23 protein-coding genes and 1 pseudogene are annotated in these 21,168 nt (G+C 60.1%); 7 read left to right on the top strand and 17 right to left on the bottom strand.

The window, feature by feature from the left end:
• Positions 1 to 134: 134 nt before the first annotated feature.
• The 3 genes from CFE428DRAFT_RS34770 to CFE428DRAFT_RS30325 all read left to right on the top strand — a co-directional run bounded on the left by CFE428DRAFT_RS34770 (position 135) and on the right by CFE428DRAFT_RS30325 (position 2,757).
• Positions 135 to 608 carry a methyltransferase family protein gene (locus tag CFE428DRAFT_RS34770; RefSeq protein ID WP_006983551.1) on the top strand — a complete coding sequence of 158 codons (474 nt, stop codon included), beginning with the start codon at positions 135 to 137 and terminating at the stop codon, positions 606 to 608.
• Between the two features lie 113 nt (positions 609 to 721).
• Positions 722 to 1,498, top strand: coding sequence for a hypothetical protein (locus CFE428DRAFT_RS30320; protein ID WP_202797530.1), 777 nt, complete (start codon positions 722 to 724; stop codon positions 1,496 to 1,498).
• A gap of 50 nt (positions 1,499 to 1,548) precedes the next feature.
• Complete coding sequence (locus tag CFE428DRAFT_RS30325; RefSeq protein ID WP_006983553.1) at positions 1,549 to 2,757, top strand: NAD(P)/FAD-dependent oxidoreductase; 1,209 nt, start codon at positions 1,549 to 1,551, stop codon at positions 2,755 to 2,757.
• Between the two features lie 75 nt (positions 2,758 to 2,832).
• Here CFE428DRAFT_RS30325 and CFE428DRAFT_RS40140 read toward each other — a convergent pair whose 3' ends face one another.
• The 9 genes and pseudogenes from CFE428DRAFT_RS40140 to CFE428DRAFT_RS39375 form a co-directional block, all read right to left on the bottom strand.
• Positions 2,833 to 3,573 carry a peptidase associated/transthyretin-like domain-containing protein gene (locus CFE428DRAFT_RS40140; RefSeq protein WP_006983554.1) on the bottom strand — a complete coding sequence of 247 codons (741 nt, stop codon included), beginning with the start codon at positions 3,571 to 3,573 and terminating at the stop codon, positions 2,833 to 2,835.
• A gap of 49 nt (positions 3,574 to 3,622) precedes the next feature.
• Positions 3,623 to 3,835: pseudogene (locus CFE428DRAFT_RS41465) on the bottom strand (dioxygenase family protein); the annotation flags it as partial.
• Between the two features lie 382 nt (positions 3,836 to 4,217).
• A complete protein-coding gene (locus CFE428DRAFT_RS30335; RefSeq protein ID WP_202797533.1) occupies positions 4,218 to 5,525 on the bottom strand; it encodes a sodium:proton antiporter in 1,308 nt (435 codons plus the stop codon).
• Positions 5,526 to 5,532: 7 nt separating this feature from the next.
• Positions 5,533 to 5,868, bottom strand: coding sequence for a hypothetical protein (locus CFE428DRAFT_RS30340; protein WP_006983556.1), 336 nt, complete (start codon positions 5,866 to 5,868; stop codon positions 5,533 to 5,535).
• A 101-nt stretch (positions 5,869 to 5,969) separates the two neighbouring features.
• Positions 5,970 to 6,308 carry a P-II family nitrogen regulator gene (locus tag CFE428DRAFT_RS30345; protein WP_006983557.1) on the bottom strand — a complete coding sequence of 113 codons (339 nt, stop codon included), beginning with the start codon at positions 6,306 to 6,308 and terminating at the stop codon, positions 5,970 to 5,972.
• Positions 6,309 to 6,375: 67 nt separating this feature from the next.
• The gene (locus CFE428DRAFT_RS30350) at positions 6,376 to 6,714 is read right to left on the bottom strand and encodes a P-II family nitrogen regulator (RefSeq protein ID WP_006983558.1); all 339 of its coding nucleotides are present in this window, start codon (positions 6,712 to 6,714) and stop codon (positions 6,376 to 6,378) included.
• A gap of 88 nt (positions 6,715 to 6,802) precedes the next feature.
• Positions 6,803 to 7,468: an ammonium transporter gene (locus CFE428DRAFT_RS39365; RefSeq protein WP_006983559.1), complete on the bottom strand. Its 666-nt coding sequence runs from the start codon at positions 7,466 to 7,468 to the stop codon at positions 6,803 to 6,805.
• Entirely contained in the window at positions 7,465 to 7,704 is a 240-nt protein-coding gene (locus tag CFE428DRAFT_RS39370) for a hypothetical protein (RefSeq protein ID WP_162145323.1), read from the bottom strand. The genes CFE428DRAFT_RS39365 and CFE428DRAFT_RS39370 overlap by 4 nt, the downstream gene beginning before the upstream one ends.
• Positions 7,667 to 8,464 carry an ammonium transporter gene (locus CFE428DRAFT_RS39375; protein WP_006983561.1) on the bottom strand — a complete coding sequence of 266 codons (798 nt, stop codon included), beginning with the start codon at positions 8,462 to 8,464 and terminating at the stop codon, positions 7,667 to 7,669. The genes CFE428DRAFT_RS39370 and CFE428DRAFT_RS39375 overlap by 38 nt, the downstream gene beginning before the upstream one ends.
• An 884-nt stretch (positions 8,465 to 9,348) precedes the next feature.
• Here CFE428DRAFT_RS39375 and CFE428DRAFT_RS36430 point away from each other — a divergent pair.
• A complete protein-coding gene (locus tag CFE428DRAFT_RS36430; RefSeq protein WP_006983562.1) occupies positions 9,349 to 9,804 on the top strand; it encodes a response regulator in 456 nt (151 codons plus the stop codon).
• Here CFE428DRAFT_RS36430 and CFE428DRAFT_RS34795 read toward each other — a convergent pair.
• The 5 genes from CFE428DRAFT_RS34795 to CFE428DRAFT_RS30390 form a co-directional block, all read right to left on the bottom strand.
• A complete protein-coding gene (locus CFE428DRAFT_RS34795; protein WP_157447694.1) occupies positions 9,728 to 11,629 on the bottom strand; it encodes a serine/threonine-protein kinase in 1,902 nt (633 codons plus the stop codon). The genes CFE428DRAFT_RS36430 and CFE428DRAFT_RS34795 overlap by 77 nt on opposite strands.
• 58 nt (positions 11,630 to 11,687) lie before the next feature.
• Positions 11,688 to 12,425: an RNA polymerase sigma factor gene (locus CFE428DRAFT_RS30375; RefSeq protein WP_042726140.1), complete on the bottom strand. Its 738-nt coding sequence runs from the start codon at positions 12,423 to 12,425 to the stop codon at positions 11,688 to 11,690.
• A gap of 79 nt (positions 12,426 to 12,504) precedes the next feature.
• A complete protein-coding gene (locus tag CFE428DRAFT_RS30380; protein ID WP_049975803.1) occupies positions 12,505 to 13,578 on the bottom strand; it encodes a zinc metalloprotease in 1,074 nt (357 codons plus the stop codon).
• On the bottom strand, positions 13,571 to 14,266 hold the full coding sequence (locus CFE428DRAFT_RS30385; RefSeq protein ID WP_131990122.1) for a hypothetical protein: 696 nt from the start codon (positions 14,264 to 14,266) through the stop codon (positions 13,571 to 13,573). The genes CFE428DRAFT_RS30380 and CFE428DRAFT_RS30385 overlap by 8 nt, the downstream gene beginning before the upstream one ends.
• 96 nt (positions 14,267 to 14,362) lie before the next feature.
• A complete protein-coding gene (locus CFE428DRAFT_RS30390) occupies positions 14,363 to 14,914 on the bottom strand; it encodes a hypothetical protein (RefSeq protein ID WP_131990121.1) in 552 nt (183 codons plus the stop codon).
• 373 nt (positions 14,915 to 15,287) lie between these two features.
• Here CFE428DRAFT_RS30390 and cimA point away from each other — a divergent pair, with 373 nt between their 5' ends.
• Positions 15,288 to 16,868 (top strand): citramalate synthase, encoded by a 1,581-nt coding sequence (cimA, locus tag CFE428DRAFT_RS30395; protein ID WP_006983568.1) that lies wholly within the window; start codon positions 15,288 to 15,290, stop codon positions 16,866 to 16,868.
• A gap of 68 nt (positions 16,869 to 16,936) precedes the next feature.
• On the opposite strand, the gene CFE428DRAFT_RS34800 is transcribed toward cimA, so the two are convergent.
• From CFE428DRAFT_RS34800 to CFE428DRAFT_RS30410, 3 genes are all read right to left on the bottom strand, one after another.
• On the bottom strand, positions 16,937 to 18,067 hold the full coding sequence (locus tag CFE428DRAFT_RS34800) for a M23 family metallopeptidase (protein ID WP_157447695.1): 1,131 nt from the start codon (positions 18,065 to 18,067) through the stop codon (positions 16,937 to 16,939).
• Between the two features lie 70 nt (positions 18,068 to 18,137).
• Positions 18,138 to 18,941, bottom strand: a complete 804-nt coding sequence (locus CFE428DRAFT_RS30405) for an undecaprenyl-diphosphate phosphatase (RefSeq protein ID WP_006983570.1) — start codon at positions 18,939 to 18,941, stop codon at positions 18,138 to 18,140.
• Between the two features lie 75 nt (positions 18,942 to 19,016).
• Complete coding sequence (locus CFE428DRAFT_RS30410; RefSeq protein ID WP_006983571.1) at positions 19,017 to 19,355, bottom strand: P-II family nitrogen regulator; 339 nt, start codon at positions 19,353 to 19,355, stop codon at positions 19,017 to 19,019.
• A 131-nt stretch (positions 19,356 to 19,486) separates the two neighbouring features.
• Here CFE428DRAFT_RS30410 and CFE428DRAFT_RS30415 point away from each other — a divergent pair, with 131 nt between their 5' ends.
• Positions 19,487 to 20,098, top strand: a complete 612-nt coding sequence (locus CFE428DRAFT_RS30415) for a gamma-glutamyl-gamma-aminobutyrate hydrolase family protein (protein WP_157447696.1) — start codon at positions 19,487 to 19,489, stop codon at positions 20,096 to 20,098.
• On the top strand, positions 20,095 to 21,039 hold the full coding sequence (locus tag CFE428DRAFT_RS30420) for a transglutaminase-like domain-containing protein (protein ID WP_006983573.1): 945 nt from the start codon (positions 20,095 to 20,097) through the stop codon (positions 21,037 to 21,039). Before CFE428DRAFT_RS30415 ends, CFE428DRAFT_RS30420 begins: the two co-directional genes overlap by 4 nt.
• The last annotated feature ends 129 nt before the right edge of the window (positions 21,040 to 21,168 follow it).

The following is a 21,168-nucleotide window of genomic DNA, read 5'->3' on the forward strand; positions in this document are numbered from 1 at the left end:
CGTTCCTCGCTCCTTGCCGGGCTGGGGCGCAGGATCTTTGGCTGGCGACTGATGGTGGGACTCGCGGTGGCGCTGGGCGGGATCGAATGGCTCACGCCCGAGCCCTTTTTCGCGCCCGGACATCGTGTCTCTCAATGCCTGGCAATTCTCTTTGCCCTGGTCGGCTCGCCCTGCGCGCCTGGGGCAGCGGATGCGCGGGCCGGCACACCACCACGGCGAAGATCGAAGCGCCGCGGCTCGTCACCGGCGGTCCCTTCGCCTATCTGCGCAATCCCATCTATGCCGGCACCATCTGCCTCGGGTTTGGCATGGCTGCGCTCATCGGCGATCCGCGCGCCTATTTCCTGGCCGCGCTGGCGTTTGTCTTTCTGTATGTCGGCATCGTGCCGGCGGAGGAGGAATTTCTGCGCAAACAATTCGGAGAGGCGTATGCGCAGTATTGTGCGGCGGTGCCGCGCTTTCTGCCACGGCTGCGGCCCTGGCCTGGGCAGGTGCGGCAGGCCTTTCATTGGCGGGCGGCCCGCGGCGAGTTGGCGACGCTCTGTTGGGCGACCGGCATTTACCTGGCCCTGCTCGGCGAAGAGTGGTTCGACAAAGTCATCGGTTGAAACGTGGCGTTTTGTAGTATTTTTAACCACAATGCTGTGGCTGGTGCGGGCGGCGTTAAATTAGCCGTCCGAACCGCGATGGCCGCTTGACGCGCGCACTTGGAGAGGCTGCCATGTCTCTATTCATGCGCTTGCTTTGTGCTCTTGTTTTTTTGGTCACCGTCAGCGTGGCTTCCGCACTCACTCCGCGGGAACTGGATGTCATCGGACGCCGCGTCTGGCAAAATGAATGCGGCGGCACTCGCGAAGGGCTGACCTCCTGGAATAGCGGTGAAAATTTCGCCTCGCTCGGGATCGGGCATTTCATCTGGTACCCGAAAGGGGTGAATGGCCCCTTCGAGGAGAGCTTCCCGCTCCTCATCAAATTCTTCAACGCCAACGGCGTCAAAGTCCCCGCCTGGATCAAGCCGGATGACGATTGCCCGTGGAGCACGCGGGCGGAATTCCTGGCCGCGGCGAAGAGCGAGAAGATGACCGAGTTGCGCGATTTCCTCGCCTCGACCATCCAGATGCAGGCGCGCTTTTTGGTGCAGCGCACCGAGATGGCCCTGCCGAAAATGCTGGCCGCCGCGCCGGCCAGCCAGCGAGTGAAGATCAAGGCCAACTACGAGCGGGTAGCTGCGACCACGCGCGGACAATTCGCCCTCATTGACTATGTCAATTTCAAGGGCGAAGGGACCAAAGATACGGAAAGATACGCAGGCGAAGGCTGGGGACTGCTGCAGGTGCTGGCCAATATGGGAGAGAGCGAGGGAGCCAGTCCGGCGGCCCTCTTCGCCCGGAGTGCCGAGGAGGTGCTGACCCGCCGGGTGCACAATGCCCCGCCGGAGCGGCACGAGGAGCGCTGGCTGAACGGTTGGAAGAATCGCGTGCGAGCTTACGTGCAGTAAGCGGAATTTACTCGCGGAACCCGCGGGGGTGGCGTAATCTGAAGTGGTAAATGATTCGTCGAGACTACCTTATCGTCGGCGCCGGTGCTGGGGGAATCAGTGCATGTGAAGGCATCCGGGAGCACGACAAAAAGGGGACGATTATGCTCGTGGGGAACGAGATTGCGATGCCGTATCAACGGCCGCTCCTGTTTGGTTCACTCCTGCGCGGCAAGAGCGGAAACAACCATACCGCGGAAAAAATCTGCGTGCATGATGGAACGTGGTTCCAAAAGCACCATATCGATCTGCGGCTCGATACCTTCGTCACGCAATTCAATATCGAGCGACGTCTCGCGGTGCTGGGCAATGGCCAGGCCGTCGAGTTTCGCAAGGCGTTGCTCGCGACGGGTAGTCGCGCGCGGCGTCCGCAGATTGCCGGGGCAAATCTCGGGAATATCTTTTACCTGCGCTCGTTGCGCGACGTGCAAGCGTTGCGCGAGATCGCCGAGACCGAGCATCAGATCGTGATTGCCGGCGGCGGCTTCATCGCGCTCGAGACGGCTTCGTTCCTCGCGCAATTGCCGAAGGCGCAAGTGACGCTCATGCACCGCGCGCCGCTTTGGCTGCGCACGCTCGGACCGGAAGGCAGCGCGTGGCTCGGCGAGTATCTCACCAGTCATGGCATCAAGCTCATGATCGGCGAGACGCTGAACGGTTTCGAAGGCCGCACCGTCTTGCGCAATGTGCAGACGAAGAGCGGGCAGCGCTTCACCGCGGGATTGGCCATCGTCGCCTTGGGCGCGGAACCAAACCTCGCGTTGGTGCAAAATACGCCGCTGGCCTATCCGCACGGCACGCCGGTGAATGATTATCTCGAGACGGATGAGAAGGGGATCTATGCGGTGGGCGACATCGCGGCATATCCCGACAAGATTCTCGGGGGCGTGCGGCGCATCGAACATTGGGAAGCGGCGGTGCTGCAGGGCCACGTGGCCGGCGCCAACATGACGGGTAAGAAGCGCATCAAGTTCGAATACCTGCCGCACGCGAGCAGCGTGATTTTCGATCTGCATTTCGATTTCCTCGGGGACTTCTCCAAGCCGCCCACGCGCATCGAACTCGAAGGCGACCTCGCGAAGAAAAAGTTCATCGTGCGCGCCTATCAGCTGTCCACGCTCATGGGCGTGGCCCTCTGCAATCAACCGGCGGAAAAAATCGAAGCGGCGAAGACCCAACTCCGCGAATGGCCGCGCGGGAAGAAATCGGAGGCGATTTGATCGGCCGCGATTTCGTGGTCCGGTTTTCCACGAGGTCGTTCTAAGCGGAGCGCCCTAGTGCTGTCTTTCCGCGGGCTACTGTGGAGGCGGCGCTCCATTGCCATCAAAGCCAGGAGGCGGTCCACCCGGTCCTCCCGGAGGGCGAGGGCCGCCAGGGCCGAAACCACGCGGACCACCGGGACCGCCGAAGCCCATGTCTCCTGGCGTGCCGAGATTGGCGCCGGGGATACGGAAGGCGACATGGTAGTAACCCTTCACCGATTCCTTCTCGACGAAGAGATCGAGCGCGCCTTCGGTTTTCGCCGTGTGAATGTTGCGATCTGGCTTTTCTGAGGCGCTCAGCGAGAAGGGCAGCGCGGCCCAGCCGAGTTTGCCGAGCGTGGGATCGGCGTAGACTTCGTAGCTATAGCCGCTCTGCGCCGGCACGGTGATCTTAAAACGCGGCTTCCCGCCCGCCGTGGGCATCGCCGTCCCCGCAAGCACGAGCACGCCATCTTCCGCACCGGGATACGGCTGCTCGACCGGCGTAAGCCCCATCACGATGTCCCAGGTTGTTTGTTGCTCGCCCGCAGCGCTGTCCGGCATCGCGGTGAAATCGCGAATGATTGCCGCGCGTTGCTCGGGATCGCGCACGCCGCGCAGCACCATGTCCGTTTCGTTCGTCGTGCTCCACACTTTCCCATCCGCTCCGTGCGGCACTTCGTTCCAATAGAGCTGCGTGGTGAAGCGCGTCTTCTGCCCGGGGATGGTGATGCCGAAGTGATAGTGCCTTGTGCGTCCGCGATAGAGCCCCGCCTTGATCGTGCGGAAACGCATAAGCGCCGTCCGAGCCGGTAAGAAATTGCCCAAAGCCGGCGAAATTCGGATCCGTCTTCGGATTGCGCGGCGCATTGGTGGAAAAGAGGTATTCACCGCCATCATCCGTATGCCACAATTCCACGAGCGCATTGTGAATCGGCTCGCCCTTGCCGTTGAGAATGCGTCCGCTGACGTGAGTGATGATGCCCTTCGCCGGCGTGAGATGATCGTCCACAATGACGAGATCATTGTCCTTATCGAGCGGGATATTCTTCGCCATCGGGTAGAACGGCCCCTGCGTCTGATGCGGCGTGAGGCGTCAACGCCTCGGCCAGCAACCCGCTCACGGAATAGAACGCTCCACCCACCGCGAGCTGGCGAAGAAAACGGCGACGATTGGTGGAGTGATTTGGAAGTGACGATGAACATGATGGATAAATCGGCAGGAAATGGGGCGAACGAACGCCGCAAACATGCGCTCACCTCCTTCACTCCGCATCTGATTTACGTCACCATTTTCGATTTTCGTCTTTCAATTCGCAAGCGACGACGGAGCCCACTCGGAAGGGCGGAACGCTTCCCTCCAATTTGGATTCGGAAACGAATTCCGGGAATCGATATTACTTTGGTCCGGGTCGGCCTCACTCAGTCTATGTCCGCTCTTACTTGTGCAGAAAGACCCAACCGACGAAAGCGAGAATGGGGAGCAGGATCGGGAGACTATAGCGAATGATATAGAGGAAAAAGTTAGGCGTGTGCACCTTGGCGTGATCGACGATGGCCTTGACCATGAAATTGGGGCCGTTGCCGATGTAGGTCATCGCGCCGAAAAAGACGCTGCCCAGCGAAATGGCGACGACATAGATGCCATGCGCGTGGAGGAACTGTGTCACTTGGGCGGAGTCGTCAATGTTCAGGCCCTTGAGGCCGAATGCGGCGGTGAGGAAAGTGAGATAGGTGGGAGCGTTGTCCAGCACGCTGCTCAGGCCGCCGCTCAACCAGTAGAAATGCATGGGAGCGGTGATCCCGAGCGAGGCGGCATGGCACTCCAGATAGTCGAGCGTTGGGACCATCGTGGCGAAGATGCCGGCGAACAACCATGCCACTTCCTTGATCGGCCCGAAGGTGAAATGGTTCGCTTCATGCACCCGGCGCGGTGTGGTTCTGTACGAGCCGATGGCAGCTCCGGCCATCAAGACTTCACGCAGGCCTGGCGGGTGCTTGAGGAAAACCGCGGCCAGGATAAGGGCCAACCAGCCAAGGTTGGCAAGGCCCTCGATCTTGAACTCTTCGTGCGCAGTTTGCTGTTCGCGAATCGCGCGCGGAGCGGCGAGGAAATTGACCCGGTCTATGGCGTAAAAAGCCGCCACGATGCAGGCGACGGCAAGGCCCCACGCCGGCAGGCATTTCAGCGTCACCCACCAAAACGGCACGCCTTTCAAATAGCCAAGGAAGAGTGGGGGGTCGCCGATCGGTGTGAGGCACCCGCCGACATTACTCACGATGAAAATAAAAAAGGCGGTGTGATACATCGTGAACCGATACTTGTTCATCCGAATCCACGGACGGATGAGCAGCATCGACGCACCCGTCGTGCCGATGAGATTGGCGAGGATGGCCCCGGCAAGAAGGTAAAGTGCGTTGATCGACGGGACCGCCTCGCCCCTGGTCCGCACATGAATGCCTCCCGACACTACGAAGAGCGAGCCGATGAAAACAATGAAGCTGATATATTCGCCGGCGATTCCGGCGATTCGACCCCACGCGTGGAGTCCGAGGAGGTAGTAGAGGACGGTGATCAGTCCCAGCCCCAGTGATATCTTCTTGAAGTGGTGCTCCCAGACCTTGGGCAGGAGCAAAGGCATGGTGGCAATGCAAAGCAGCAACGCCACGAATGGAAGGATGAAGATCGGGTGCGGATCGAGGATCGTCGCCGACCCAAGCGACATCATCGTGAGTGAAATTCCCAAAGCCCGGCTAGGGTGCGAGGTAGGCCGAGATCGTGGCGGTCAGCGAGAGCGCCGTCACGCCGGTCATGAGTTGCGCGGGAAAGCGCAACTCCGATTCCTTGCGGCTGCGCCACCAGGTTCCGACCGCCCGTCCGCCGAAAAGCATGGTGGTGAAGAAGGGAAGCATGATCGCCCATTCCATCCTTTGGTGAGACGCGGTATGATATGCTGCGAGCAACATGCACGTGCTGCCGAAGATGGTATTGAGCAGAATGGAACGGCTACTCGTGAGCCGCCAGAGATAGCAGCCGAGCAGGAGGACGGCTACGGAGATGCCGAGGAGAAGGATCGTCGTGTTATTCATAAGTGTTCTAAGAGTGATGGTCGGTTTTGTGTTGCTGGGATGGAATGAAGGCACGGCGGAGGATAGGACTCGGCCATGCGTTGTTGGGTATGGGTAGGTCCTTAGATGGCCTTTTCTCCCGTTTCCTCGGTCCGGATGCGCACGGCTTCCTCGACGGCGGAGATGAATACTTTGCCATCGCCGATCTTGCCGGTTTTGGCTGCCTTGACGATGACGTCAGTCGCATTCTCTGCCAGGCTGTCCGGAACGACTACGTCCACCTTGATCTTCGGAAGAAAGTCCACGGTGTACTCGCTGCCCCGGTAGATTTCCGTGTGTCCCTTCTGCCGACCGAAACCCTTCACTTCGGTTACGGTCATCCCCTCCACGCCGATGTCGGCGAGAGCGTCTTTGACCTCTTCCAATTTGAAAGGCTTGATGATCGCTTCGATTTTTTTCATAGGAATCGCCCGCTCGATTGGCGATACCCGGACGGACCGGTCATCGTCATAGGCGGACCGGACACATTTAGACCGATGCGTCACCCTCCTCTTCCGTGCGGATGCGGTACGATTTGTCGATGGTATAGACGAAGACCTTGCCATCCCCGATTTTTCCGGTTTTCGCCGCGGCGATGATCGCCTCGACGACTTTCTCGGCGAGAGCGTCCGTGGTAACGATTTCCAGTTTCACCTTGGGCAGAAAGTCCACGGTGTATTCGCTGCCACGATAGATCTCCGTGTGTCCCTTTTGCCGTCCGAAACCTTTCACTTCACTGACGGTCATGCCTTCGGCTCCAATATCGGTCAGAGCCCCTTTAACGTCCTCGAGCTTGAACGGTTTGATGATCGCTTCGATTTTTTTCATTTATTTGAAGGAGTTGTTTGCTTGCTCCCGGGCCCGGCCAGGAAACCACCAGGAAAAGGCCGGACCCGGGTAACAAGACCGATTTGTCTTAGTGAACCGGAGGTGACGACTTGTCGGTGAGTGCGTAGTCCGGATACGCCTCGATGCCAGTTTCCGGAATGTCCAGACCGGCGAGTTCGTCTTCCTTCTTCGCCCGGATCGGGATGATCATGTTCGACAGCTTGAACCAGACCCACGAGAAAACGAGGACGAAAACCGCGCAAGTGCAGGCGTCCAGGCACTGGGCGCCGAACTGCGACACATCGCCGGCCGGCGCTGTCGAGCCAAACATGGAGCCGAAAATTCCGGTTACACCCACATCCGTCCAGCCGCTGTTCGGGCCGCTGGTGGCGATCATGGCGGTGTACTTGTCGATGATGGCCTTGGAACCGTCATTGATGAGGACCTGCCACTGGCCGTCCTTGAACAGCTTGTGGACGCCCCCCCAGCCCTGGCCGTAGCTGCCGTTGGCAAAGAGGCCCACGCTCAGAACGCCAAAGCATCCGCACACGCCGTGCACGGAAATGGCGCCGACGCAGTCGTCGATTTTGGCCACGCGTTCCCAGAAGAAGACTGAGAAGACGACAATGACACCGGCGATGAAGCCAATCAGGACCGCTCCGGCGGAATTGACGAACGCGCAGGGCGCGGTGATCGCCACCAAGCCTGCCAGCAGGCCGTTGCAAAGCATCGTCGGATCGGGCTTGCCGGTCACGAGATAGAGGGTGACCAGCGTACCGACGGAAGCGGGCTGCCACCGGCGAGCATCGTGTCCCCCGCGATGACGGCGATGCGGTTGTCCGTGCCAGCGAGCGTCGAGCCCGGGTTGAAGCCGAACCAACCGAACGCGAGGATGAAGGTGCCGAGCATGACGATGGTGGTGTCATGGCCGGGGATGGGTCGCGGTTTGCCGTCAGGCCCATATTTGCCGAGGCGCGGGCCGCAAACCAAGCCCGCCCGCAATCGCGATCATGCCGCCGCACATATGCACCACGCCGGAGCCGGCGAAATCGACGGCGCCGTGACCCAAGCCCCAGTTGATACCGCTCTGGGCGAGCCAGCCGCCGCCCCACACCCAACTGCCGTAGATGGCATACGGGAACATGCCGACCCAGAAACCGTAGACGATGAAGTTCTTGAAGTTCCAGCGCTCGGCCATGGTACCGGTCGGGATCGTTGCCGTGGTGTCCATGAACACCATCTCGAAGAGGAACAACGTGAAGATGGCCGTATCGAAAACACTTGGCGACAGGAAGAAACCTTTCAGCCCGAGAAGGCCGTATGTCTTGTCGCCAATGTGCAGGGACCAGCCTTGGTTGAGGAGCATCATGCCCTGGCCGAGCGGCGGCTGCCAGCCGATGTTTACTGGGCCGTTGGCATAGTTGCCAAACATGAAGGCGAAACCGCAGATCCAGAACCCAAGCATGCCCAAGCCATAGATCATGAAATTCATGGCCATGGTATGCGCGGCGTTCTTGGCGCGGCACAGGCCGGTTTCCACCAAGGCGAAACCCGCCTGCATGAACATCACCAGGAAGCCCGTCACCAGCGTCCAGACGATGTTGATTGAGACTTTGTTGTGGGCGATGTTCTTCACCAGTTCGCTGTCTGCGGCGATGGTCTTTTCCCCCTTGGAGTCGATGCCGGGCTCGCCGGTGGTCAGGCTCGTCTTGGGATCCGATTTGGCGGGAGCCGGCCAGGTCAAATCCACGCCCGTGCCTCCATTGGCGCCGGTGGCAGTGGAGTCGGGAGCTTGAGCCGGTGGCGCTGCCGCCGGAGCGGCCGCTGCATCAGCAGGCGCTGCGGCGGGCGCCGCTGGCGCTGTGGCCGGCGTTTCCGGTGGTTTGTCTTGAGCTCGAGCAGCAGGCGCAGCGAGCGCCATCCATCCCAGAGTCCCCGGCGGCGGGCAGCCAGGAGTGCCAATCGTTGGCGGAGTATCATAGTTCGGTGATTCCTATTTCTGTGTTGTTTGCTGGGTTTTGTCCGAGCGTCGCGACAGCTCAGGCGCCGTAAACCGCTGTCACGGGGAAATCCCGGAAATTGGCGGCGCTGAAACATCGAACGCTGCGTTATGTCATGGACACCGGCGCTGTACAACCGGTGGCCATTGCCGCCACCGCCTAGCATGCGGTATGCCAACTAGTTGTTGGTCTGATTTTATCCGTGGTCTTTCCTCTGGAAATGCCGAGCGAAACGCGCCCGGATTTCATTACATCCGATTCCTTGGCCTAAATGATCGGCTCAAATTCTACCAAGGTGCGCAAAAGAAAGCACCACATTGCGTCATCTTGAGCGACGTAAATCGCCAGCCCTCGCTAGGTTGGTAATAATATTGGTCCACGGGGTAGTGATGGTTATTACATAGCCTTTTCAGTGGCTTAGTTATATAACTCGCCGTCCATCATTTATTGCATTACGAAAGGCTCCCACTGAATCGCACAGCTTCAATGCGCCATTACCCAAGCCTCGCTGTTCTGGGTAATTTCACGGGCTACGCTGCCGCCACACGAATAGTTAGGAAAGTGGCGGGTTTCTTCGCCGACCAATCACTTCGCGGGGTCTTCCTCGAAGGTTTGCTCATGGTTCCACCTGCTGGTGCTCTTCGCCGATCCGGCGCTCCGCAACCAGCAGACGCGCAGCGAGTTGCTCGAGCGCTCGCTGAAGTGGGAGCGGCTCGCCTTGCTCATGAACCAGGAAATGGATATGGAGGCCTGCGGAGAAGCTGGAGATGCGCAGTCTGCGTTGCAGATCATCCGTCGAAACCAGCTGGATTTGGTGGTTCTGGATATTAGCCTTGAGAGGCTCGAGTGGGAGCGATCTGCTCAAACAAATCAAAGCGAGACTCCGGAAAAACTGGGCATTCGCTCAGCCGGCGAATTTCAGCATTTCGCGACGAAATGGATTTACGGCAATGACCGGGCATACGGGGAGGGGACCGGCAGTTTGGGACGCTGTTTGCAGGACTGCGGTGGCCTCACCAGGAACCTCGGGCGGTGCCGTACGCGTGACGTATATCAGGTGTTGGATCGGGTGCCGGAGTGCTGGCTTTGACTGACCGCGGGCGGGCCACGATGCGGAGGTTATCCAGCGCATCCACCCCGCCGGCGCCATTGGCTCGCACTGCGGCCCAGAGCTCGTCGTCAGCTAGAAAATCCGCCAGGGGAAAGTCTTTAATCCAGTAAATGACCGGTGCAAAGGATCCCACCGGCGAGCCGACTTTTCCACGCTCATTGGCATTCCGCACTTCGCCAGTCACGCGGATGCCTTCTTCGCTCACGCGCGTGAAGATGACTTTGTACTGATACCATTTTCCCACTTCGGTGATGACCTCATTGCCGAGCGGGCCCATGTGGGGATGTTTTTCTCCCGTTTCCTTGGCCTCGAACTGTATGCGAAACGATTCGCCATCCACCGAGAGCCGCAGCCCCACGAAACCGTCGCCCTTCACGCCGCTGAGGTTTCCGGCCGTGGATTGCACGAGACCGAGATTGATCGCGTGGGTACCGGCCCCGATGGCCGCCCGCCGAAACAGGCAGGAGATTTCCACGGAAGCCAGCTTGGAAAGATCGTAGCTCTTCTTTTTGAAGACGAGCGTCCCCTCGGTGGCCATGCTGTCATCCAGACCCAGGCCTCGGGATCCGTCAACGCCCACGGGTTTGAGCGAGTAAGGATTGTCGCCGAAGACCATATTCGTGGTGAAGTAGTCGCTGAGGATCCCGGAATCAAAGTCCACCGACTCGACATCTCCAATGGGAGCCGGAGAACGCGGAGGGAGAAAGAAGAGGACGACGAGGGCGACGAGCAGAAGAAGGCCGCCGATCGCCCACCGCCGGTTGAACGGCCGGCGACGCAAACGAATGGCTTGCTGGCCAGCGAGGTCATGGCCGAACCAGTTCGTCGTGGAGAGTTTTCGCCGTGGCCGCGCCGAATCCGGGGAAATAAGCAGGGTCTCCACTTGTGTGCGCAGCTCTTCGGCGGATTGAAAGCGCAGTTCGGGCCGCTCGTGCAGAGCGCGCGTGACGATCTCATTGAGTCGCACGTCGGCGTTCACTTTGTGCAAGGAGGGTTTGACCTGGTCGCTGGGCAAATCGCCGGTCAGCAATTCGTAGAGGATTACGCCGAGGGAATAGATGTCCGCCCGGTGATCCGTGGTGAGACAGTCCTTCTGTTCCGGCGCCATGTATTGCGGCGTGCCGGCGAGCTGGTTGTCGGCCGATCCATCGTCGGAGGACCGATTGAGCATCTTCGCAATGCCGAAGTCGGCGATTTTCACGCGACCGTTCCGATCGATGAGGAGATTCTCCGGCTTGATGTCGCGATGCACGATGCCGTGTTCGTGCGCGTACTGGAGCGCTTCGCAGACCGGCGGCACGATCTCCAGCGCCTGCTCGGGGGTGAATCGCCCGAGCTTCATCGCCTGGCGCAGATTCACCCCGTCGACGAATTCCATGATCAGGAAATACAACCCATCGCTTTCGCCGAACTCGTAGACGATGACGATGTTGGGATGGTTCAGCGCGGCGAGGGCGCGCGCCTCCTGCACGAATCGTTCCTCAAAAGCCGCATCGGTAACCCGTTCCGGAGCGAGGAGCTTCAGCGCGACGAAACGATTGAGCAGAAGCTGCCGTGCCTTGTAGACCACGCCCATGCCACCGCGTCCCAGACACTCCAGAATCTCGAGTTGCGGAAAACGCGGCGCCAACTCCGCCGGGTTGAGCGGAGCCGACTTGGCGCGCCCTTCGAGGTCGCCCACGCCGGTATCGCTGAGCAGATGGAGAGAGGCAATGCATCGTGGGCACAGCCCCTCGGGCGCGTGCGCCGCGATCGGCGCGTGGCACTGGGGGCAAATGTTGCTGGAAACGGCGGAGTTGGGCATGTCATTGGTCCCCATACGGAAGAAAGCGTCCGCGTTACGGAATTTTCTTTTCGCCTTTTTAACCGCGGGCCAGGACCGCCACGAGGTGCCGGATTTCTTCGTTGAGATCTTCGTGACTGGCCACCGTCTGCGCCACTTCCGCCCGAAAGAGTTCGCGGAATCTCTTCCGCAGGCGATGGACGGCGATTCGCGTCGCCCCGTCCGAGAGGCCCAACTCGACGCCCATTTTCTCGTAGGAGCTGCCGTCTCCGGATGCGCTGAGCGTGGTCTTCAGGATGTCGAAATCCTGTTCCTTTCCTGCATCCCGAAATTCCGCGCGCAATGCCGTCATCGCGGCCTGCAGGGTGGTCATCGCCCAATGCGCTTCGAAAACTTCATCGGCGGCCAATTGCGGTGAATCCGCCGTGAACACAGCCTCTGCTTCGAGAAAATCGAGTCCCAGATGTTTCGCGTTACCACCACGCCGCAACGCGGTGGCGTGCTCGTGCTCCTTGGCCAGAAAGCGTTTGAACGCCATTTGCAAGAACGCTCGAAACGGACCCCGCTCCGGCTGCACGGATTTCAAATAATCCTTCTCCAGCAGCCGTTCGAAAAACGCCTGCGTTACATCTTCCGCGTCGGGTGGAGGAAGTCCGTGCCGCCGCGCATAGACGTAGAGAGCCCGCCAATAGGTCTTGCACAGCGTTTCCATGGCGACGGTGGCATACCGTCCTTCTCCATCTCGCGCCGCCAGCACGACGGACCACCGGGTCGTTACGAATAACGAGGCTTTGTCAGCGGATTCGAAATCAGCCATGAGCGACACCATGAAGTAACGTGATCGCGGCGCTATCTCAAGCTCCGCGAAATTGAGCCCTGCATGCCCAATTTCTCTCTTACGAAACTGGCGGTACCGGCACCCAGTTGAACGCCGTCAGGGCCGCGCACAGCCCGACATATTGCCAAATGGCTCGCGAGTCGGTGGCCTCGGGTTCGTTCTTGCGCATGACTCCGTAGACGCAGCAGGCGGCCGCGATGAAAGCGAGGCGGACTCCCAAGGCGATCGAATCGCTTCCATCGCCGTGACGGTGAACATCCAGAGGAAGCCATGCGGCGACAAAGGCAAGGGAAGCAATGATGCGCTCCGGCCGGCGCAAGGCGTGAAAGCCACGCGAACCATCGAGCTGCCAAACGGGAGTCAGGTTCCAGAGATTGATCCAGGCATTGAACTGCGCGACCAAAAGGCAAAGTGGTGAGTGGAACAAGAGGCCCAGCAGCGCGGCGATGACGCTGGCCCCGAGCCCCCAAGTCGGCCCCGCGAGGCCGTGGCGGGCATCCTCACGTGGGCTGAAGAATTGCTGCTGGAGAAAGATGACCGCGCCGAAGCCGGGAATGAACATGGGTGCGGTTGCCTTGATCCCGAGACGCCGGAGCGCGTAGACGTGACCCATCTCGTGGACGTAGATGCAGAGGATGCCGCCGACGGCCAATCGCCAGCCAAAGATCCGCCAGTAAATTCCCAGCGAAGCGAACATCGTCATCAACGTGGTCATCTTCGTGAGGCCCAGCAGGAGAAGTTTGCCCTGGCCGAACAGCAGAAAGATCGCGCCTTTGAATTTGGCGAGCAGCATCAGGAATACGCCGCCCGTGCCGGCGGCGGTACCCTTCCATTTGCGGCCGCCGGGTTTTGTCCCCGCAGGTGGGTTGATCTCCAGCCCGCGCGAGATCGTTTCGATTTTGGAAGCGAGCAGCGTGTATTGCTGGGAATCCGGCGGTAGAAGCCCGATGGCCTGTCGCCACAGGGCGAGCGCTTCGCTCGGCTCTGCCTGCTGGGCCGCAGCGGCGAGACGTTTCAATTCGTCCGCATGCACCAGCGTGCCACAGGCTGGGCAGCTCAGCATCGGCGCGACGACTTCGGTCGCGCATTGCCGGCAGCATTGCGCCGGCAGGGCAGGAGGAATCTCAGGCACTCTGCGGAGGAAGCGAAGGAGTGACCGGAGCCGGCGGATTTTGCGCGATCATCGGATCGACCGGGTCACGGCTGGGCGTGACGGGCGCCAGAGCGTGCGGGCCAGTGATATTCACGACCACGCTTTTGTTTATCTTCCACGCTTGCATGAGGCCGAAGAAGGTAATGAGTCCACCGAGCGGGCTATGCGTGGCGGCAATCACCGGACCAGCAATGGCGCCGAAGAGGAGCAGGAAGATCTCATTGAGGAGGCCGCCGTTCGCTGCCGAGCTGGTGAGCATTTCCGAAAGAATGATGGAAAGGCCAATCATGCCATAGGTGATGATCACAGCGAGGAGTTGATAACCGATGCCACCCCGGTTACCCGAACCCTTTCGCACCATTTTGCCGACCCAAAAGCCAATGAGAATGGTGATGAGCGCCGCATTGATATGCACGAGCGCCAGCACAGTCGTATAAATCGCGCCTCCCGCCAACCCACCGCCGATGCCGAAAGCGATCGCCTTTATGACCCTGCCGAAAGCGCCTTCGCCGGAATGGAAAAACTTGCGAATGCCCTCTGCACAGCGTTCGCATAGGATCTGCCCGTTTGCCTGAAAATAAGAGCCGAGCAAAGCGCCGCGGCAGGAAGTGCATGCCGTTGCGCTGATTGGCCGTTCCACCCGATCGAATTGAATTTCCGTGTCCATGTTCGCGGGAGAATGCATAGCAGGCCTGATACCAGCGAGCGAAAATCCATTGAATAATTCACCACGCCATCCGGTCGGGAATGGATGATCCGTAGGCTATTGAGCAGGTCGAACCGAGGCGATGATTCGATCCGCGATCGCGCTGCCAAGTGAGGGATGGTAGGATGTATAAATTGTCCAACGCCGGGAGCCTTGTTTGATTAGTAAAGCGTGGACCGAGAAATCCTGGGTTCGAAGGCGCGCTTGCAGACGGACCAACTTGCCCGACAGCGACCCCTGCTTCCAATCTTCGATGGAATGGCTTTCGTGGACAACATAGGACTTGCTGGCGAAAGATTTGGCGGTGAACTCGGCAGTTTCTGCGAGGCCGGCCAAATCGGAGCGAGCTTCCACCATCGATGTCACTCTAATTTCCGTATCGCCTGCTGAGCCAGAGGCGTTCGAAAAATCGGAATAGAGTGAGGCGAGTGCTGGATTGAGGGGATCGAAATGGGAATCGGCCTTCAATCGGATAGGCAGATCGACCAGTATTCCCGAAAATTCCTGGGTCTCCCAAAACTTCGATACGGCCACGTCCCGCACGGCGTGGCCTTCGATTGCGACGTCGAAAGCGTGCTTTACGAACACGAAGCCGATCAACGCGCCCACGATGAGACAGATCCAACCCAGTGGCCTGAGGGTTCGGAAAAGCGTGCCTTTCCAGGAATGCTCGTATTCGAGAGAAAATGAAAACCCGCAAGGACAGCGGGAAACGTTATCCGCATTTTCGCGGTGGCAACCTGGACAGACGCGCATAACCGATCAATTCACTTCGTCGAAAGGAGTGGGGAGATGACACTGCCATCAAGACCTTCGCGGCGTCTGGAAGCAAGCGGAATGGGGTGTCGGGGAGCGAAGGTTTGCCCGGCACTAGGAGAGGCAGGCGCCAAAGGAGACCAAGCCGAGGAACAACGCCTTTGACGACCTCTGTGAAGACCTTGCTTCCGGTGGGTTTCGGCATTATATCTCGCCCCCCTTTTTTATGAGCAAACCACGAGTCACCCTTTACGACACCACCCTTCGCGACGGCACGCAAGGGACGGGGATTTCGTTTTCGATGCTCGATAAGATTCGCGTGGCGGAGAAGCTCGACGAGTTTGGCGTCCACTACATCGAGGGTGGTTTCCCGGGCTCGAACCCGAAGGATGCGGAGTTTTTCAACGAGGCGAAGAAGCGCCAGTGGAAGAATGCGAAGATCTCGGCCTTTGGCGCGACGCGCCGGGGACGGATGAAGGTGGAGGACGATCCGCAGGTGCGCATCCTTCTCGAGGCGGAGACGCCGGCGGTGACCATCGTGGGCAAGACCTGGCCGCTGCAGGTGACCGAAGTGCTCGGCGTGTCGCTGGAGGAGAACCTGGCGATGATCTCGGAGACCGTGGCTTACCTGAAGAAGCACGGGCGTGAGGTGCTTTACGATGCCGAGCACTTTTTCGACAGCTTCAAGGATGATCCCAAGTATTCACTGGCTACGGTGAAGGCGGCGCATGATGCCGGGGCGGATCTCGTGGTGCTGTGCGATACGAACGGCGGCACGCTGCCGGAGTTCGTGGCCAAGGCGACGCGGGCGGTGATCGAAACGATCGGCGAGGGAACCGTGGGCATCCACACGCACAACGATTCCGGCCTCGGCGTGGCCAATGCGCTGGCGGCGATCGCGGCCGGCGCAACGCAGGTGCAGGGGACGATCAATGGTTACGGCGAACGCGTGGGCAATTGCGACCTCATCACCGTGGCGGCGAATCTGCAGTTGAAGCTCGATACGCCGGTGGTGAATGACCTCACGAAGCTGCGGGAGCTCTCGCTCTTCGTCGATGAACTGGCGAATGTGCCGCACAATATTCGCGCGCCCTATGTGGGCTCCGCGGCGTTCACACACAAGGGCGGGCAGCATGTGCACGCGGTGCAAAAGCTGGCCAGCAGTTACGAGCACGTCGACCCGGTACTCATCGGCAACGAGCGGAACATCACCATCTCGGATATGTCCGGGCAGTCGAACGTCATCGTGAAGGCGGAGAAGCTGGGCTTCCAGTTTTCCAAGGGCGCGCCGGAAGTGGGGAAGATTCTTTCCGAGGTGAAACGGCTCGAGGCCGAGGGGTATGAATTCGAGGCGGCCGAAGGGTCGTTTGAATTGCTGGTGCGGCGGCAGCTGGGCGTAAGCCGGCCGCTGTTTGAATTGCAGGAGTATCACTGCTCCTTCCGCCGCTCGGGCTCGGGCGAAAGCGGTTGGAACAAGTGCGAGGCGACGGTGAAGCTGCGCGTGAATGGTACGCCGGAATACACGGTGGCCGAAGGCGATGGTCCGGTGAATGCCCTGGACGCGGCGCTACGCAAGGCACTGCGGCCGTTCTATCCGAAGATCGATGAAGTGCAGCTCGACGATTACAAGGTGCGGATCATCAATGGCCAGCAGGGCACGGCCGCACGCACGCGGGTGTTGATCGATTCCACTGACGGGGAGACGAGCTGGGGCACGGTGGGCGTTTCGGACAACATCATCGAAGCGAGCTGGCTTGCGCTGGTGGATAGCTTCGAGTTCAAACTCGGCCGCGAGGCGCGGGGGTAGACGTCAAAGTGGCAGCGGCATCTGCCGCTGACTGGCGAATGACAAAGCGGCAGATGCCGCTTCCACTTTTAATATCCCTTGCCGCGCATGTCCCCGAAACGGTCGACTTTGAAGCCGGAGCCGGAGCGTTGAATGGGGACGACGTTGGTGGTGGTCGGGGCAGGCAGGAGCGGGTCCGACTCGATGGTCTCCGTTTCGGGTCGGTTGGCCGTGGCAGGAGCGGGGGTCTGGCCTTGGCGGGTTCGCTTGTTGGCGAGCGGGGCGGGCGTGGCCGGAGCGTCGGCAATGGGCGCCGGAGCCTTCGAGCCCTTTTTCGATGACGAAGGGGGCGGCGAAGCGGCTGCCAGGGCCGTGCTGGGTTTCGCGGAATGCTTGCCGGAAGGTATCGGGGTGGATGTAAAGCTGGTGGTCGACTCCAAGGATCGCTCGATCCTCGCTTCCACCGACCCAGGTTCGGGTGTCGATGACGGAACAACGCGAGCGGGAGGAGGCAGCGGTGAGACCCGGGCAAATCTCGGCGGCGCCCCCGCCGGCGGCGGGCCGAAGACCGGTGACTCGACATGCGGACCGGCGACTACCGGGGGAGCCACGGGCGGGTAGGTGTTGATCGGAATGTTCGCCATGTGGTTGCCATTGGGGCAGGCATGGTGAGTGGCGACGAATTCGTTGGGCGTGAAGTAATTGCTGAAGTCGCGCGCGAAGCTGCTGCGAAACATGCCGATCTGCAGATTCTTCCGCATCTCGAAATGGAGGTGCGCTTCGTACATGCCGAAGTTGTTGCCGATGCGCCCGATCTGCTGCCCGCGGTGCACCTGCTCGCCTTCCTGGACGGAGAAATCCAACAGATGCCCGTAGAGAGAGTCGCAGAACTTCAGCGTCGAGCCTTCGTAGTAGGCGTGCCGGAGGATGACCACATTGCCCCAGCCGACGTGATAATTGCGGGCAAACATGACGTAGCCACTCGCGATGGCGTAGACCGGGTCGCCCAGATCCGTGTTGCCACCGTGCACGCCGTTCCAATCCTCACCGAGGTGCCCATTCGGCCGGTAGCCGCGGGCGATGTAGTAGCCTTCGCCGGTGCCATTGGGACCCACCGGAAGCTGAAAGCCATCGGCGGCACGCACCACGGCGGTATCCTCCGCGCGGAGAGGCAGGGCACTGACGATAAAAGCGACGGCGCACAGGACGGACAAGCGCATGGGACGGCCAGCATAAGTGGCAATGCCGTGTCCGGCAACCTTCGATCCCGCGAAGGCCAACAGCCACATACTACCGTATAAACAATAGCAAAGCGGCGCCGGCGATGATCCGGTAAATGCCAAAGCCGATGAAGGTGTGCGTTTGCACGTAACGCAGCAGCCACTTCACGGCGATGAAGGAGACGATGATCGCGACCACGGAGGCGATGATGAGAGAGCTCCAGTCGGTGGGGATGGCATCGATGGCCGGGTGGTGCAACGTCTTGAAGATCTTGTAGCCGCTCGCGGCCAGCATGGTGGGAATGCTGACGAGGAAGGAAAACTCCGTGGCCCGGGCCCGGCCCGCGCCGACGATCATGGCGAGCATGATAGTGGAACCCGAGCGCGAAGCACCGGGAAAGCCCGCGGCAATCAACTGCGCCAGACCGACCGTAATCGCCACCGTCCAGGAAATCTCCTCGGACAGTTGCTTGTTCCGCAGCAAGGCTTCCACAGCAATGAAAACGATGCCGCCGATGATCAAGGCGATGGCCACCGGTTGCACTTCCTCCGGCAGCTTGAAGTGCTTCTTCTCCATGATGAAGCCGCCGACGCCGGTAATGACAAAGGCGACGATGATCTTCGCTAGAAATTGCTGGCTGGCCGGCTCATGCAGGCGGGAGAGCATCTTCAGCCGATCCTTGAACAACGGGATGACGGCCAGCACCGCGCCGGCCTGAATGACCACGTTGAACATATCGCTGCGCAGAAAGCTGGAAGGATCGATCTTCAGCAGATGCTCGGCGATGAGCAGGTGACCGGTGGACGAGACCGGGAGAAATTCGGTGAGGCCTTCGACGAAGCCCAGAATGATGGCGAGCAGCCAAATCGGCATAAGAGAGAAAAGGTGGACCGGCCATTCCCCGAGGACACTCGAGCGAAGGACGGACTCGGGTTGAGGGTTGGGAAACTAGATGGCGGATTCGCCGCGTTCTTCTGTCCGAATACGGATGGCGTCTTCGATGGGCAGAATGAAAACTTTGCCGTCGCCGATCTTGCCGGTCTTGGCGGAACTCACGATGGCCTCCACCGCTCTCGTCACCCGATCATCGGCCAGCACGATTTCAAACTTCACCTTCGGGAGGAAATCCACGGTGTATTCGCTGCCGCGATAGATCTCCGTGTGCCCCTTCTGACGACCGAAACCTTTCACCTCGCTGATCGTCATGCCTTCGATGCCAATTTCCGACAGCGCTTCCTTCACGTCCTCCAGTTTAAAGGGCTTGATGATGGCCTCGATTTTTTTCATACGGCGCCATTGCTAGCGGCTCTTTCTGGTTTGGCAAGCTTGCAGCAGGCGCGGTTGTATAAAATTGCGCAGTTGCGGGCGAAACCGCTTGCGGACTGGAAGCGCGCGGCAGAGATAGGGGCATGCCGCACTTGGGTTCCTGGATCAGGGAATGCGACGATGCACTTTTTGGCCGCTTTCTGGCTGCGCATCCGGAGATCACGCTGCACAATGCCCGCCTCGGTCCGGTCGATCCTGCGACTCTGGATGGATTGCTAGTCACCGGGGGCCCCGATATCTCCATCGGGTTCCACCATGTTCCCATTGAACATCCGGAATTGATCAAAGATCCCGAACCCGAGCGCGATGCGTGGGAATTCGCGGCTGTCCGTTCCGCCGTCCAGCGTGGGCTGCCGATCCTGGCCATTTGCAAAGGCGTGCAGGTCCTGAATGTCGCCTTGGGGGGCACCCTTCATCTGGACATCCGCGGGCACGACTTGCCGGAGATGAAGTCACAAAATGTGCAGCCCTTGCGCTTTGACGCCTCGGCCCGGCATCGCTTCGAGAAGGTGAACAGTTCACATCACCAGGCGCTGGATCGCGTGGCGGATGGGCTGGAGGTGGAAGCGTGGCACGCCGGCGACGACACCATCGAGCAGGTGCGCCTGCGTCATTACCCATGGGGCGTGGGCGTCCAATATCATCCGGAGCGCGATACGATCTACGCCAGTCTCTTCGAGGATTTCTTTGCCCAGCTCCAGTGAACCATCTCCGTGCCATTTCCATTCCGACGCTCGATCTGACCATTCGTTGTGGGCTGGATTTCGTCTACGAGACGCCAGAGCCGACGCCGGTGACGTTTGTCATTCAGCCGCGCGACAGCGCGTGGCAGCGCATCGAGGCGGAGGAAATGCACCTCGGTCTCGATCGGGAAGTGGAGCAGGGGGAGGATGCGCATGGGAATATCGTTCACCGCATGATCCTGCCGGCGGGCCGGACGCAGGTGCGGCACGATGCCCTCGTGGCCGTCCCTTCGGTGCGGGAGGATTTCGGTAGAATCGACGACCCGGTACCGGTGGGGGAATTGTCGCCTGATCTACTCCGCTACACGCTTCCCAGCCGCTACTGCGATTCGGATCGGCTCATGGATTTCGCTTTCGAGAAGTTCGGCGCGGTGCCCCATGGGTTGCAGCGCGTGCAGGCGATCTGCGATTGGGTGCACACCCATATCGAATACCGCTTTGGCTCCGGCAGCCCTCACACCGCGGCCAGCGAGATCATCGCCCAAGGCTTCGGCGTGTGCCGGGACTTCGCGCACTGCGCGGTAGCCCTCAGCCGTTGCTTCAATATCCCGACCCGATATGTTACCGGTTATGTGCCCGACGTGGCTTTCCAGGATCCCGGCACGCCGATGGATTTTCACGCTTACATGGAGGTCTATGTCGGTCATCGCTGGCATACCTTCGACGCGCGTTTCAATGTGCCGCGAGTCGGCCGGATCAAGATCGCCTGTGGATTGGACGCCGTGGATGGCGCCTTCGCGACCGTTTACGGCGCGGCGAATCTCGCGTCATTCCTCGTGTGGGCGTATCAAGTCGATCCGGCCGAGGTGAAAGTCGGCGACCCGATCGATATGTCGAAGCGACTCGATGGGACCGAAGTGCTGCGATTTCCTGCGACAGTGGAGAGTGAAAGTGGAAAGTGAGAGGCGCAGCGCGCCTTTTGCCGCGGACAAGTGATCGATCAGCGCCAGAATGGTGCTGCTCCTTTCCCCTTTCCATTCCTCAAAACGTCAACTGCCTCTCCCAGCAAAAGCCGGGAGAGGCAGTCGCAA

The organism is Chthoniobacter flavus Ellin428 (assembly GCF_000173075.1).
GTDB classification, from domain to species: Bacteria; Verrucomicrobiota; Verrucomicrobiia; order Chthoniobacterales; family Chthoniobacteraceae; genus Chthoniobacter; species Chthoniobacter flavus.